The sequence below is a fragment of the Clostridiales bacterium genome (genome assembly GCA_030016385.1).
In the GTDB taxonomy this organism is placed as follows: domain Bacteria; phylum Bacillota; class Clostridia; order Clostridiales; family Oxobacteraceae; genus JASEJN01.
The window spans coordinates 42,085-58,364 of the sequence record JASEJN010000001.1; the positions used below are offsets into that span (position 1 = coordinate 42,085).

9 protein-coding genes are annotated in these 16,280 nt (G+C 37.8%); all 9 read left to right on the forward strand.

The annotated features are described in order from the left end of the window. Positions 1-11 precede the first annotated feature (11 nt). Positions 12-2,306: an AraC family transcriptional regulator gene (locus tag QME45_00205; protein ID MDI6617081.1), complete on the forward strand. Its 2,295-nt coding sequence runs from the start codon at positions 12-14 to the stop codon at positions 2,304-2,306. 150 nt (positions 2,307-2,456) lie between these two features. Further along, on the forward strand, positions 2,457-3,776 hold the full coding sequence (locus QME45_00210; GenBank protein ID MDI6617082.1) for a C69 family dipeptidase: 1,320 nt from the start codon (positions 2,457-2,459) through the stop codon (positions 3,774-3,776). A 60-nt stretch (positions 3,777-3,836) separates the two neighbouring features. Beyond that, complete coding sequence (locus QME45_00215) at positions 3,837-5,222, forward strand: glycoside-pentoside-hexuronide (GPH):cation symporter (GenBank protein ID MDI6617083.1); 1,386 nt, start codon at positions 3,837-3,839, stop codon at positions 5,220-5,222. Next, positions 5,206-7,089 (forward strand): alpha-glucosidase, encoded by a 1,884-nt coding sequence (locus tag QME45_00220; protein ID MDI6617084.1) that lies wholly within the window; start codon positions 5,206-5,208, stop codon positions 7,087-7,089. Before QME45_00215 ends, QME45_00220 begins: the two co-directional genes overlap by 17 nt. A 67-nt stretch (positions 7,090-7,156) precedes the next feature. Continuing rightward, positions 7,157-9,520: a helix-turn-helix domain-containing protein gene (locus tag QME45_00225; GenBank protein MDI6617085.1), complete on the forward strand. Its 2,364-nt coding sequence runs from the start codon at positions 7,157-7,159 to the stop codon at positions 9,518-9,520. A gap of 400 nt (positions 9,521-9,920) precedes the next feature. Next, positions 9,921-10,889, forward strand: a complete 969-nt coding sequence (locus QME45_00230) for an ABC transporter permease subunit (protein MDI6617086.1) — start codon at positions 9,921-9,923, stop codon at positions 10,887-10,889. A gap of 22 nt (positions 10,890-10,911) precedes the next feature. Further along, positions 10,912-11,793, forward strand: a complete 882-nt coding sequence (locus tag QME45_00235) for a carbohydrate ABC transporter permease (GenBank protein ID MDI6617087.1) — start codon at positions 10,912-10,914, stop codon at positions 11,791-11,793. Between the two features lie 43 nt (positions 11,794-11,836). After that, entirely contained in the window at positions 11,837-13,414 is a 1,578-nt protein-coding gene (locus QME45_00240) for an extracellular solute-binding protein (GenBank protein MDI6617088.1), read from the forward strand. Between the two features lie 64 nt (positions 13,415-13,478). Next, positions 13,479-16,190: a trehalase family glycosidase gene (locus QME45_00245; GenBank protein MDI6617089.1), complete on the forward strand. Its 2,712-nt coding sequence runs from the start codon at positions 13,479-13,481 to the stop codon at positions 16,188-16,190. The last annotated feature ends 90 nt before the right edge of the window (positions 16,191-16,280 follow it).

A 16,280-nucleotide genomic window follows, 5' to 3' on the forward strand; every position in this document is an offset into this window, starting at 1 on the left:
CTTTATTATTAATGATAAATATCAAGCATATTCATAAAAAGCATGGGGTGATCTTTAACTGGTTTCTTTCATACATGATTATATTGATTATACCTACATTAATAATAGGTATATCGAACATTGCAACAATTAATATTGTGGAAGAAGAAATAAATAAATCGGATTTATTTATATTAAAAAGGGTACAGAATAATATAGACAATCTTCTCTATAACGCCCAACAGTTAAGTAATGAAATCTGTTTTAATGATAATATACAGAAGATATTAACATATAATAAATCTTCTAATATCAATTATTATATAATCCACAAGGCTGTAGAAGATCTAAGATCATATAAAGATTCAACGGATTTGATCAATAACTACTATATTTATTTTAAAGATATAGACATAGTCATATCGCCGGACGGGAGCACTGATGAAAAGACATTCTATAAATCCTACTATGAAGATAGCAAGAAGTTTTCATACAATACGTGGCATGAAACGAACAGGGGATATTATGCCCAAAGATGCGTGTTACTTAAAAATCCAAATAATGATTATATGACTTTTCTGTATGGACGTTCGCTTCCCTTGTTGGAGAAATCTTCACCGATGGCCAGCATATTTGTAATGTTGGATGATTCTATGTTTGCACGACAAATAGACAATGCAAATATAATCGGCAATGATATTATATTTGTAACTGATAAAAATGACAATGTCATATATTCCTCAAATAAAAACGCCGATCTTAAAAGTTTTGGGCTAAAGACTTCAGATAAACCCAACGGCTTATTCCGCAAGAAAATAAATGGACATAGTTTTGTCGTTTCGTATATTAATTCACGATATTTTGGGTTCAGATATATAATTGCCGTTCCATATGCCGACTTTTGGCAAAAAGCCCAATATGTAAAGAAATATGCTTTAATCAGTTTCCTGCTGTGTCTGTCAATAGGAGGCATTGTAACCGCTTTATTAATTATAAAAAATTATAATCCTATTAGGAAACTGGTAAAAAGTTTGGAACCGCTATCTTCATCTACTTATGCGTCCAGCAGTGATGAGTATTCTTTTATAAAAAATGCATTATCCAGTATCTCAAATAATAAGCAAGATATAGAGAAAAAACTTGAAAGCCAGAACAAGGTCCTCAAATGCGAATTAATTAGAAACATTTTGAAAGGCAGATTTGAAAATGAATATATTATAAATGAATACTTATCCATATGTGGTATCAATTTTGATACTCAATATTTTCTGGTAATTTTATTGTATATTAATGATGCAAAGAAAGATGATTTAAAAGGCTGCAGTAAATTAAACTTAAGAGATAAAATAAAAAAAGTGCTGGAGGGCCGATATAATGTATACTTTACAGAAGATGACAATATGAATATATGCTTAATCAACTTTAAAGAAGAACCGGCGGATGGCTCCGTTAAGGACATAGTCGATGAAATAAGCAAAATACAGGGATATATAGCCGGTAATTATAAAATAAATTTTTCATTGTCTGCAGGCAATATTCATGATGGGATTTATGGCATCAGCAAATCATATAATGAGTCCGCAGAGGCTATGGATTATAAAATGGTGATGAGGATTGAAGGAAGTCTTTGCTATTCCGATATTCAAAAATTGCCCGAAAACAATACAAAATGTTCTTTTAAAAAAGAATTAAATCTTATCAATCAGATGATAGAATCCGGAAATATTGAAAGTGCGCTGGATGAATTATTCAATAGTTTATTTATGAACAGGCATTTTTCGCTGGAAATGAGCAAATGCTTTAAAATGAATATAATGAGCACATTGACAAAAATAGTAAACGATATGGATAATATTGAAAGCAGGAAATATGTAAATTTGATATCAAATATTGAACAGATAATGGAATGTGAAAGCAAAGACGAGATAAAGCAAAAGATAATATACATTATAGATTCTGTTAGAAAGTATGTAAATTGCAAAAAAGATAGGCATAAAAAATCCGATCTGCAAAATAAGATAATTAAATATATTGCAAAAAATTACAATGATCCGGATTTAAACGTATCGGCAGTGGCTGAACATTTGGGTATGCACCCTGTGTATATTTCCCAGGCATTCAAGGAGCAAAGCGGCCAGAGCATACTTGATTATATACATAAAATAAGAATTGAAAAAGCAAAAGAGATTTTAAAATGTCCGGAGAATACCATCGAAAAGGCGGCTAATGATGTGGGTTATGCAAACGTCAGAACGTTTATCAGGGTATTTAAAAAATATGAAGGTATCAATCCGGGATTATATAAGGATATTATGAGAGATAAATGATGGATCAAAGGAAGGTTGGCGTGGAGAGCATATTAAAATACGGAAAATTTAAATAAATACTTGATAGTTGTGATTGACATTAAAAGGATTTGCAAAGATAGTGTAGAATATACAAAATGTACCTTATATAATCGCAAAGAAGATGAAATTATGTGTGATACGATGGTAGCTTTAGGTAATTGTACAAAAGACGGTTCAGTAATATTTGCCAAAAACAGTGACAGACAGCCTAATGAGCCCCATATAATCGTAAGAGTACCGCGCTCAAAACATGCCCTTGGAGAAAAAGTAAAATGTACATATATTGAAATCGAACAAGTGGAAGAAACATATGAAGTACTGCTGCTCAAACCGTCATGGATTTGGGGATGTGAAATGGGCTGCAATGAATTCGGACTCAATATAGGAAATGAAGCGGTTTTTACGAAAGAAAAGGAAGGAAAAGACAGTCTGACCGGCATGGATATGATAAGAATTGCCCTTGAGAGGTGCAAAACTTCTGATGAGGCACTTGATATGATAATTTATCTTTTAGGCAAATATGGGCAGGGTGGAAATTGCGGATACGAAAAAAAGTTTACATATCACAACTCGTTTCTTATTGCAGATAAAAAATCTGCATGGGTAATAGAAACTGCCGGAAAATATTGGGCAGCCGAAAAAGTTACGGGTGTAAGGAATATATCCAATTGCCTGACCATAGGAAATAAATTTGACAAGTGTCACCCTGATCTAATAAAGCATGCCGTGGATAAGGGCTGGTGCAAGGATGAAAGGGATTTTAACTTTGCAAAGTGCTACAGCAACCGGGTTATTACCAAATTCAGCGGTTCAAAGAGCAGGTTCAGTACGGCCAGAGATATGCTAAACAGGGAAAAGGGCAGCATAACGGTGGATATAATGAAACAGATGCTTAGAAGCCATGAAGGCGCCATGGATGGCAGGCAATTCAGCAGAGGTTCTTTAAAAAGTATCTGCATGCACGGCGGATTGCCGATAGGGGACCATACGACGGGGAGTTATATAGCATCTCTTAACGATAGACTCTGCACATACTGGATAACGGGAGCTTCTACCCCGTGTATTTCAATATTTAAACCTTTCTGGATGATAGACGGCGAACATATGTCATTTAAAGAAAATGAGAAAGAAAAAGCAATAGAATATTGGAGGAAAAGAGAAAAGCTCCACAGGCTATTTATAGAGAACAGAATTTCTGATGTCGATTCATATTATACCGGAAGAGATAATCTGGAGAATAGTTTTTCAAAAATGGCAAATATGATTGAGGCTGAAAATTTAAATTCTACAAGATGTATGGAGATAATGGACTATGCCATGAAAAAGGAGGAAGAGTTTATAGATCTGTTTATAAATAAATACCGTAAGAATACGCCTCATATAAAGGGCAGCCCTTATTTTAAATTTTATTGGAGGAAGCAAATAAATAGTTTTTTAAAAGGCATGTGAACAGATGAACCGGGCACTAATAATACATTATTGCAAAGATAAATAAGGAGGAAAAGAATAATGCTTGACGCTGTAAAACGCAATCGATACTATTTTGGACTTGGGACTGTAGGCAGGGATATGCTTTATTCAATGGTAAGCATGTATCTTATGGTATATCTTACAGAGATACTTGATCTTCCTGATTCAACGATGTGGTGGATGACGGGGGCGTTTACGATTTTGCGTATATTCGATGCCGTGAATGATCCTTTCATGGGTTTTTTGGTAGATAATACGAATACCCGATTTGGCAAATTTAAGCCGTGGATAGCAATAGGCGGCTTGCTTGGCGGCATTTTGACGGTGTTGTTCTTTACAGACTTAGGGTTTACAGGTGCGGGTTACGTAATTTCGTTCGTAATTATATATCTGTTATGGGATTTTGTGTATGGTGCCAATGATATTGCATACTGGTCCATGCTCCCGTCATTGACCATAGACCAGAGGGAACGTGAAAAAACCGGTTCGTTTGCACGAATATGTGCCAATGTCGGAATGTATGCTGTAGTAGTCGGCATACTCCCGATAACAAACGCTCTCGGCGGCGACAAAAGGGCGTGGTTTATCTTTGCAGTGGCTGTTGTAGCCATAATGTGGGCATTTTTATGTTTTACACTCTTTGGAGTAAGAGAGGACCGTGCATTGTACAAAAAAGAAAAAAGGACATCTATAAAAGAGATGTTCTCAGTACTTTTTAAAAATGATCAGCTTATATATGTTGCAATTTCCATGGGTCTGTTCATGATAGGGTACTGTACCACTACAAGCTTTGGCGTATATTTCTTCAAGTATGCTTTTAAGGATGAGAACATGTATCCTGTATTTGCAGGTATTTTAGGAGTATCTCAGCTTTTGGCGCTGTCCATATTTCCGGTGTTCCCTAAAATGTACAGCCGCAAACAGATATATGCTTTTTCGACAGTCATGGTAATACTCGGATATATAGTATTCTTCGTATCTCCTATGAATATGCTGTTCATCGGTATTGCGGGTGTACTGCTCTTTGTAGGCCAAGCCTTTATAGAAATGCTGATGCTGATGTTTCTCGCTGACAGCGTAGAGTACGGGCAGTGGAAACTTGGTCACCGCAACGAGAGCATTACTTTTTCAGTACAGCCTTTTATCAACAAGATAGGCGGAGCAATTGCCAGCGGTATCGTAGGAATTACGCTTATTATTTCAGGTATCAACTCGGCAGCTACTTCAAACGATGTTACATCAGCGGGCCTTACCATTATGAAAACATCGATGCTGATTCTGCCGCTTATATTTATTGTGGGCGGGTATATTATATACCGCTCTAAATTCAAAATTGACGAGGAAATGTTTAAAAAAATCATATCAGATCTTACAAAACGCGGCGATTTAAATATAGGGAGTGAGAAAAATGTTGACAATAGATAATCGCATCAAAGATGTCTATGCCAATCCTGTCGGCCATGATATAATTCAAGAAATACTCCTCCAAATGGGGCATGGCGATATTATCATCAAAAATCCCATTATCGGCAATATTAAGCTCAAAGCTCTGCCAAAACTTTCCATGGGACATGTGGATAAAAGTCTTCTTGATACGCTTCTTGAACTTGTGAACAGTGAAACTGATGTGCCAAAAAGCGATGACGGTCCTGTTGCTCATGCATGGTGGAAGGAAGCAGTATTTTATCAGGTTTATCCCCGCAGTTTTAAAGACAGCAATAATGACGGCATAGGGGATCTGGGCGGCATATTGGAAAAGCTTGACTATATAAAAGGCCTTGGAGTGGATGCCATATGGCTCTCTCCAATTTATGATTCGCCTAATGATGACAATGGTTACGACATACGCGATTACCGTAAAATCATGACCGAGTTTGGAGACATGGAGGATTTTGATGAACTGATTGAGGGCATCCATTCACGTGGTATGAAGCTTATAATGGATCTTGTTGTAAACCATACCTCGGATGAGCATGAGTGGTTCAAAAAAGCAGTCCGGGAGCCCAACTCCAAATACGGCAACTATTACATATTTCGTGACAAGCCGAACAACTGGACTTCGTTATTTGGAGGAAGTGCCTGGGGATATTTTAAGGAGCGCCATCAATATGCCTTGCACCTATTTTCTAAAAAACAGATGGATCTCAACTGGGAAAATCCTGATGTCCGTAATGAAATTATAGATATGGTGCGCTGGTGGCTCCAAAAGGGTGTGGATGGTTTCCGCATGGATGTCATAAATTTCATCTCAAAGCGGCATGGCCTGCCCGACGGCAATGAAAAAATCGGTGCGCTCATGGGATTTTACGGTGCCGAGCATTATTTTTACGGCCCGCACCTTCATCAATACTTGCGTGAGATAAAAAGCAAGGCGCTGGCTCCCTTTAATGCCTTTTCGGTTGGTGAAACGCCGGGTATCGGCATGGAAATGAGCAAACTTTTGACATCCGATTACCGCCGCGAACTGGATATGGTTTTCTCGTTTGACCACCTTGAAACACCCGGGCATACACGCTTTGACGATTACAGATATGATCTCAATTACTATAAAAAGTACATTATCAACTGGATGCAAAACTACGGCAGCCACTGCCAGATGTCCCTCTTTTATGAAAACCATGACAATCCCCGCAGAATATCAAAAGTCGATACAGATCCGCGTTTTAGGATTGTGCTGGCAAAACTGCTGGCAGCAATGCAGTTGACCCTTAGGGGAACGCCATTTATATATCAGGGTCAGGAACTCGGCATGGTAAACAAGCATTTTACTTCCATTGATCAATTACGCGATGTGGAGAGCAAAAATCTGTATAATGAGCTGTGCAAAAAAATGAGCAAAGAGGATGCTTTCAAAAAGGTATTGGCCGGCGCCCGTGACCATGCACGTACTCCTATGCAATGGACTGACGATAAATATGCAGGCTTTTCCGATGTTGAACCGTGGATAGGTACGGATAGCGATTGCAAAATCTGCAATGCAAAGGCACAGGTCTCCGACGATAACTCAGTGCTGAACTTTTACCGCAATCTCATAAGCTTAAGAAGGGAACATAATGCACTTATATATGGGGACATTAAAATCACCAACAAGAAGCAAAGGGATTTGTTTACCTACTATCGCATAGGTCAGGATGAAACATTTTATATAGAGTGCAATCTCAGCAGAGAAGAAAAAAAGCGTAAAGGCAAACTGCCAAATGCCATCCTTTTGATTTCAAATTATCCGGAAGTTTCAAATATAAAATTCAGGCCTTATGAAGCAGATGTCTGGATGCTGAATAATCCACGTTAATAGAATGTTTTTGAATTTATATCGATAACTTCAAAAGATACAAGTATAGTCAAAGAGGTGCAATAGGATGAAAAAAATTATAAGCAGCTATCTTAGGTACTTGGGTAAAAAATATGGCAAGTCCAGGGTTTTTATAAGATTTATTCTTTCCTACATCATAATATTGATTATACCTTTATGCTTAATAGGTCTATTTTCTTCCCGAAGATTAGTACAAGAACTTTATAAGGAAACCAAAAACTCCACTATGGCAAATTTATCTCAAGTAATGGACACTCTCGATATGCGCCTCAAGGCATTGGATTATACTACCGTTCAGTTATCACAGAATAAAAGCATAATACCGATGCTCTATAATAAAGACATAAATAGCTTATCCGAATATCAGTTTTATAAAATTATAAGCGAACTGAAAAATTACAGGGCAACTAACGGATTTATAGATAATATATTTATATATTTTAGGAACTCAGATGTAATTATAAGTGCTGACGGCAAGTACAGCATGCCTGCGTTTTTCTCCCGGGTTTACCATTATAAGAATCTATTTGAGTCGGATTTTAGTTATATACTGGATAACTCCGTCCAACCTATTGTAAGGCCTATGGAAATGGTGGAAGTTGGAGGTTCTGCAAAACCATTGATCACATTTATAAGGCCTATTCCGATGTCAGATACTATTTACAATGCCACGCTATTGATTACCTTAGATGCTGATGCGATAGATAAAACCTCCCATAATGTATTAGGCAATTCTGATGGCGAGGTTTATATATTTGACGAAAAAAATAATATGATTTACGGATTGGGGAGCAATGCTGACATATTAAAAGATGCTCAAATAAAGAGTCTAATAAAATCAGACGATAAAGCCATATACGAAAACAAGTTAAATGGTAAAAAGCAGTTGGTAACTTATTTGAAGTCTCCCCATACAGGCTGGTCATATATGACGGTTATACATTCGGATCAGATTTTGAAAAAGGCAAATTTAAATAGATTATGGGCGTCGATTATGATATTTTTATCCATAGCCATCGGAATCGCCTTGTCTTACTATTTTTCTTATGGTAATTATTATCCACTAAAGGAAATTGTTGAAAAGTTATCCAATTACTCAAAACCCCAGGGAAATGAGGATGCGCCATGCGAAAATGAGTTCAGTGCCATAAACGACGTTTTAACAAATGTTATTGCTAAAAACAAAAATTTGGAAATCCGTCTGAATGAACAGATGCCGATAATGCGCTCTAATGTGTTAACAAGGCTTTTAAAAGGGGAATTTACTGAGCAAGATGAGGCCTCAAAAATGATGGACTTTATTGGGATTGAAGCTTTAAAGGGTCCTTTTGCGGTTATGATACTTAGCATAGATGATTATGAGGAATTTATAGAACAAAAATCTGTTGCTGATCGTGAGGCGTATAAATTCTCAATAGTCAATGTGGTGGAAGAGTTGTGCTTGAAGGCAGGGATAAGTGGCTATGCGGCAAATTTTTCAGATGAAAGGATAAGCTTCATTATAGATTTTAAAGGGAACGTTAGCAATTGTGCCAATAAATTGATCTCAACGGGCAAGATGGCAAAGAGTTTTTTTGATGGAAAGTTCAATTTTAATTTAACTATTGGTATTGGCAAGACATACGCGTCATTGATAGATATATCCAAATCTTATATAGAGGCTAAGACAGCCATAGACTATAAGCTGGTTAAGGGGAAAAATACTGTAATCATGTTTGAAGAAATAGCATCTGCAAAAAATGAGAGATATTTTTATTCCCTTCAAAATGAAAAAATGATTTTTAATTATATAAAGGAAGGTAACTTTGAAGGCATACGGGAAATATTAAATAGTATTATAGAAAATGTCAATGCAAAACCGGTCAATATCAATACAGCAAGGCTCATATATTATCAAGTCGTCAGCACTGCCATGAATGCATTGGCTGAGCTTAGCCCGGAGGATTACAATGAAATCATGCGCCATGGGGAAGAAATGCCGGATTTGCTTAAGTGCGATACCCTGGAGGAGGTTTGTGGCGAAACCATGGCATATTATAAAATAATATGTGAGCGTATAAAGACTACGGAGAAAAGCAAGAGTTCTGAGTTTGGAGAAAGCGTGATTCGATATATTTATAATAATTATACGGACAGCAATATTTCGCTAAATTATCTTGCGGATAAATTTTCTGTAACGCCGGCTTACTTGAGCAGGTTTTTTAAAAGTTATACTCAATGCAACTTCCTCGATTACCTTCATCAATTAAGGTTAAAGAAGGTCAAGGGAATGCTTAGAAGCACTGATAAGAGTATTGCGGAGATAGCAAGCATATGTGGGTATTTAGATAGCCATAGTTTGATAAGGAGTTTTAAAAAATATGAGGGAATGACTCCGGGGCAGTTCAGGGAGATTAACAGGAATTCTTAAATCCAACAGCTCGCAAAAAGTTCAATATGTAATTTTCAAGTAAATAACACCGGTAATTCGTAAAAGGATTACCGGTGTTATATTTTTGCAAATTGTTTGATTTTTATATATTATATGTATATTTTGCATTTACAAAAATTGTACATGAGCAAAAAAATGACATGGATATTTCCAAAATAGTGGGTTAACTAAGTCAGAATCTTGTTTATTGATTAAAAAATCAGACATTTACATTGCGCTGTTCCGGACTGTAATATATAGTCGCGGTTGGGAAAATTTAAACCATTTCTAATATATCTCTATGGATTAATGGCAAATAGAAGGTGATGCGGGAAAAGCGGCCGGGATGCAATATTTCGGCGTTGAGCTTGAATTTATTATACGGGGAGGAAGAATATTTATGGTTCAAAAAAATATGGCTGTGGGTAAAAGCCTGATTACACCAGTTCCAAAAGATAATAAACTGAAGAAGATAAAAAAGGGCCTGTACAAGAGCAGGTATCTGTATATTATGATAGCGCCTGTGGTTGCCTATTATATTATTTTTCATTACGTTCCCATGTATGGAGCCCAGATTGCATTTAAAGACTTTAATCCATTTGAAGGCATATGGAAAAGCCCATGGGTTGGATTCAAATATTTTATTCAATTCTTTAAGTCAGTATATTTCTGGCGTCTGATAAGAAATACCCTGGGCATCAATATTTATGGAATTATAGTGGACTTCCCGATGCCTATCATACTTGCTCTTATGATCAATGAAGTGCGCAACAGGGTTTTCAAAAAAAGTGTTCAAACTATCGTATATCTGCCGCATTTTATATCCACAGTTGTTTTGGTAGGTATGCTGGTGAGCTTTTTATCGCCGAGAAGCGGGTTTATAAATGGGATAATAAAGGATTTTGGGGGACAGCCAATACATTTTTTGTCCGAGCCGGGCTGGTTTAAGAGCATTTATGTATGGTCAGGTGTCTGGCAGAATGCCGGATGGGGATCAATTATTTATTTGGCGGCCCTGACGGGAATCGATCCATCTTTATACGAAGCGGCAATAATTGATGGCTCCAGCCGCTGGCAGAGGCTTATCTATATAACCATACCGTCCTTGATACCTACCATAATAATTATGCTTATCCTGAGGATGGGCGGGCTTCTTAATGTAGGTTTTGAAAAAATAATGCTGATGTATAATCCCGTCACTTATGAAACTGCTGATGTTATATCCACTTATGTATACAGGCGGGGTATTTTGGGAGCAGAATATAGCTTTTCTACTGCAGTAGGTTTGTTCAATTCGGTAGTCAACTTTATTATACTGGTAAGCTTCAATGCTCTCAGCCGCAAGATAAGCGAAACAAGTCTCTGGTAAGTCTGAAATAGGGGGGAATAATATGTCAAGGATACGATCTGATAAGGAAGATATTGTTTTTGAAATAATAACAGTTTTTTTCCTAACTATAATTACAATAGCTGTATTATATCCCATAATTTTAGTCGTGAGTTCGTCTTTTAGCAGTCCTCTTGCAGTTATATCAAATCAGGTAAAGTTATTGCCTGTCGGATTTACTCTTAAAATGTACCAGATGGTATTTAAACATCCCGAAATATGGGGAAGTTACTTAAATACAGTTATTTATACTCTCTTAGGTACAACGATCAATATTTTATTCACTGCTTTAGGCGCTTATCCCCTATCAAGAAAAGATATGTTTGGAAGGAACATATTTACGGGGTTATTCGTGTTCACCATGTTTTTTGGCGGTGGAATGATTCCTTCATTCCTTTTGATCAAGAATTTAGGTCTTTATGATAAAATATGGGCTTTAGTCCTGCCGGGAGCCGTAAGCACCTGGAATCTGATTATCATGAGAACATTTTTTCAAAACTCCATACCGTTGGAGCTTCAGGAATCTGCATTTATTGACGGTGCCAGCGATATAACCGTATTTTTCAAGATAATTATTCCGCTGTCCACCCCGATAATGGCCGTTATGGTGCTGTTCTATGGTGTGGGACACTGGAATGATTGGTTTTCAGCGTTGCTTTACATCTCAAAGAGGGCAAAATATCCTCTGCAGATCATATTGAGGGAAATACTGATACAGAGTTCAACTCAGGATATGTCGGGAGGATCCCTAAGCGATCAGGAAATGATCGGCGAAGGAATAAAATATGCGACCATGGTGGTTGCCACATTGCCCATATTATGCCTATATCCATTCCTGCAAAGGTACTTTGTAAAAGGCGTCATGGTGGGAGCTATTAAAGGGTAAAATGCCCTTTGATATAAAAAAATTATTAGAGGAGGAAATCATCATGAAGAAATACTGGAAGGTATTAATTGCGATGTTAGTATCGATTGCGATCCTGAGCACTTTATTTGCAGGGTGCAATAAGGCTGACAAGCAAACAAGCCAAAAAAGTGATAATGGGAAGAAAATAACTCTAAAGATCCTTAAGTCAAAAGCTGCTCACGAGGTACCCCATGAACAGATGGATGTATTTAAAAAGTTGGAAGAGGATACTAATATTCATGTTCAGTGGGATAATCCACCCGATGAAAATTTTAACGAAAGATATAATCTGGTCATGGCTTCGGGAGAATTGCCGGATGTAATTATTGGCATGCCGTCCGGTGATGTGTTAAAATATGCTCAGATGGGCGTTATAATTCCATTGAGCGATCAAATCGACAAAAATGCTCCTAATTTAAAAAGCTGGATGGAGAAAAGGCCGGAAATAAAGAAAGCGATAACTTTTACTGACGAAAAAGTATATTATTTTCCTATGTTTGATGAAACCCCTGCAGGAAACAATCCGCTTGTGGTACGAGAGGACTGGCTAAAGAAGTTCAATATGAAATCCCCTGTAACCACGGAAGATTGGTATAATTACTGGAAAGCGGTCAAGGAAAAAGATCCAAATGAGAATGGCAAAGCAGACGAGATACCATTTAGCGGCAATGGCATAGGTGTCGCCCGTTCATTGGTTACCGGCTGGGACGTATTGGATGGTTTTTATAGCGAGCCGGACGATGGTGAAAAGATTCACTATGGCCCTATCGAAAATAAATATAAAGAGGCTATTACCTGGATAGCAAAGTTATATAAAGAAGGCTTAATCGACAAGGAAATAGCCACCAATGATGAGAAGGCATTTCAAGGAAAGGTTGGTCAAAATCTGGTAGGTTCATTCAGAGGTGCACTTGGTGGAACCATTATGGCATTCAATGCAACCATGCCTAAGCAGATACCGGGGTTCAAGGTAATGGGGACAGCCCCCATAAAAGGCCCTAACGGCCATCAGGTTCATGCCAGCTTGGATCAGTCTCCACGTACAGTTATTGGTGCGGTTATAACAAAAGCGGACAAGAATGTTGATGAAACTGTAAAGTGGATAGATTACTTTTACAGCAGGGAAGGTTCAGTTTTGATAAACATGGGAATAGAAGGGAAAGATTATACAAATAAAAATGGGACTTTAACATTTACAGACTATGTTCTAAAGAATCCCGATGGATTATCGCCAAAGCAAGCATGCGGTACGTTCAGCATCGGACAAAGTATCGGTCCCTATGTTCTTATAAAGGAACAGCCTGAAGCTTTGGATGACGCTGCCGTTAAGGAAACGAAGAAGAAATTCATCATTCCATATATGGACATATCTAAAAAATATGTGTTGCCTAACCTTTCCTTTGAGGCTGCGGATGACGAAACCAGGAGAGCGGTAATGGCCGATGTTCAAACCTATGTGGATGAAACGATCATTAAATTCATCCTCGGCCAGGAACCGATAGGGAATTGGGATAAATATGTTGAAAAGGTAAAAGGAATGAAAATTGATAATGTAATAAAAATTTATCAAAAAGCTTTTGATAGTTATAATAGCAGATAATACAGATTTGGGGCATACCTTTAGTTGGTTATGCCCCAATTATTGAAAATGGGGGTATGAATTCATGGATAGTTATAATCTTGAGAAACTGAAACATTCCCATGACCTTCGCTTATCCAGCTGGGGCCCATATACAAAAAAGTATATGGGAATATCTCATATACCTGATGAGAGAGCGGGGCTAAGGTTTGACCTTAGCGTTTTCCCAGGGTTGTACAGAAGGAAGGTCGATGTTCCAAATGTAATGTGGGAATCAGGCTATTATCCATGGGAAGCTTCACCGGATTTAAGCTATTTTTCCCATCGCCATGAACTGGAGTGGAAGGACAAGGTTTACTGTGATATTTCCTTTTCTGCCATGGATGAAAACCGCAGGCTGATTCGATGTGAATGCGTCAACTCTACAGAGCAGGAGCAGTGCTTGGTTCTTCATTATATGGCATCTATGAACTTTCCCACGGTTAAGCCTTACGATCCCAAGGTACTTAGGCCCTGTATCGTAGAACTTCCCGAAGGATCGCAGTGGATTGATGCTCTGGATTATGAGGATTTAAAGTTTGCGACAGAGCGTCCTACAGATAATTTAGGAACTGATGGTTTTTGGAGGGGGGAAGTAAGGGACACCGGTTTTACTAATGGAAGAGGTTTAGGGTCAGGCTTTGGAGAAGAAATGGACGACAAGGTTTACTATAGATTTAATATAGAAAACTCAATATCCGATGGAATTCTAATAATAAGGTATCGTTTTAAGGGCAGCAAGAGCGCCTGTTTTAAGGTTGACGGCATTATCGATGGAAATATTGAGTTTTTACATACGGATGACTTTGGGTTAAAGACTATTAAAGTTGGCCGGATATCTAAGGGTTGGCATATTTTGAACCTTACATCTTTGGAAAACTCTTCAATAGAACTTGATGGCTTTAGTATAGTCCCATCCGATAAGGTTAAGGACGTAAAGTTTTCTGCTAAGGAGTGGAACTATTGTCCCGATATTATTCCCGGACCTTGCGAAAATAGCATTATATTAAAATATAAGGATGTAGACAACTATTATGGAATCGTATGGAGTCATGATAATTACGAAATAAGGGAGTTTTACTGCGATGAACTGGATAGATATCTTAGATTTAATACGCACAATCATACTGCGAAGAAGTTTAAGCTTAATGATCAAGGACATTATACAAATATATTTATGAGACCTATCGAGGTAGGAAAAAACTCTGAAAGAATTATATATGGAATGGTATGTTACGGCTCCAGGATCAAGGTCGAAGAATATATAAATAATTATCTGGAAAAGAAGTCGGGTTTGGAGAGCATATTTAACACGGAAAAGTCAAAAGCGGTAAAATATGATGTTATTAAAAACGGTGAAAAGTATGTATTCAGTCAAAAGCGCATGGCGGCTACTACTTTGACCAATGTAGTCTATCCCGTCTATACATGCAAATCCTATATAAAACATAATACTCCTGGAAGATGGTGGGATTGCCTTTATACATGGGATTCGGGTTTTATAGGGCTTGGGCTTATGGAACTCGACATAAACAGGGCCATAGATTGCTTAAATGCTTATTTGACAGAACCGGGTGATGATCAGGCGGCCTTTATGCATCATGGAAGTCCTGTTCCGGTACAGATTTATCTGTTTCTTGAACTTTGGAACAGAACTCAATCCATGGATTTGCTCGAATATTTCTATCCCAGGCTTAGACAGTACCATAGGTTTTTGAGCGGAAGACTTGGAAGCTCGACTACAAGGCAATTAAAGTCCAATCTTATCAAGACATGGGATTATTTCTATAACTCAGGTGGATGGGACGATTATCCGCCACAGGTATATGTGCACAAAAACAGGCTTGAGAAGTATGTAGCGCCAGTTTCCAATACCGCCCACTGCATACGCACTGCCAAGATCCTTAAGATGGCCGCATATGCTTTGGAAAAAGTTGAAGATATAAAAGAATACGAAGAAGATGAGAAATTATTTAGTGAAGCTATACAGAAATACTGCTATGATGAGGATACGGGATACTTTGGTTATGTCGTTCATGACGACGAAGGCAATCCGAAAGGTATCCTAAGGCATAGCAGCGGCAAAAATTACAATATGGGATTGGATGGCGCTTATCCGTTGGTCGCAGGAATATGTACAAGGAAACAGGAGGAAAGATTATTAGGGCATTTAAGTTCAAAAAATGAACTGTTTTCAAGAATTGGAATATCGGCTGTCGATCAGTCCGCCCCTTATTATAGAATAGATGGTTACTGGAACGGGACTGTATGGATGCCGCATCAATGGTTCTTCTGGAAGACAATGCTGGACATTGGGCAAGGAGGACTTGCATATGATATTGCAAAGACAGGGCTGGAACTATGGAAAAATGAGGTGGACTATTCATATAATTGTTTTGAACATTTTATAATACAAACGGGAAGGGGAGCAGGCTGGCATCATTTTGGAGGACTTTCGACACCTGTCATGAGCTGGTTTAATGCATATTTTAAACCAGGTCGTTTAACCTGCGGATTTGATATATGGATAATCTCGAAGACGTTTTCAGAAAAGAACAGCAGAATGGATAGTGTGCTTAGATATTTCGGCGAGCCTGGAAGAAAGGTAAATGTGATTGCCGCCATGAATCCCAAATATGAGTATAAAGTCATATGGGATGAGATGGAAGCTCCATGCAAGGTATTGTACCCTGGGATACTGCAGGTGGATTTAACTTTCAAGTCTATGGAAGGGCGACTTACTATCTGCAAAGCATAAAATGGATTAAGCATGCGGCTTAGGGTGAATATATATACACCTTGTGGCTTAAGTTATTAACAGCAGTTATTTTGCAATCTTTGATAAAAG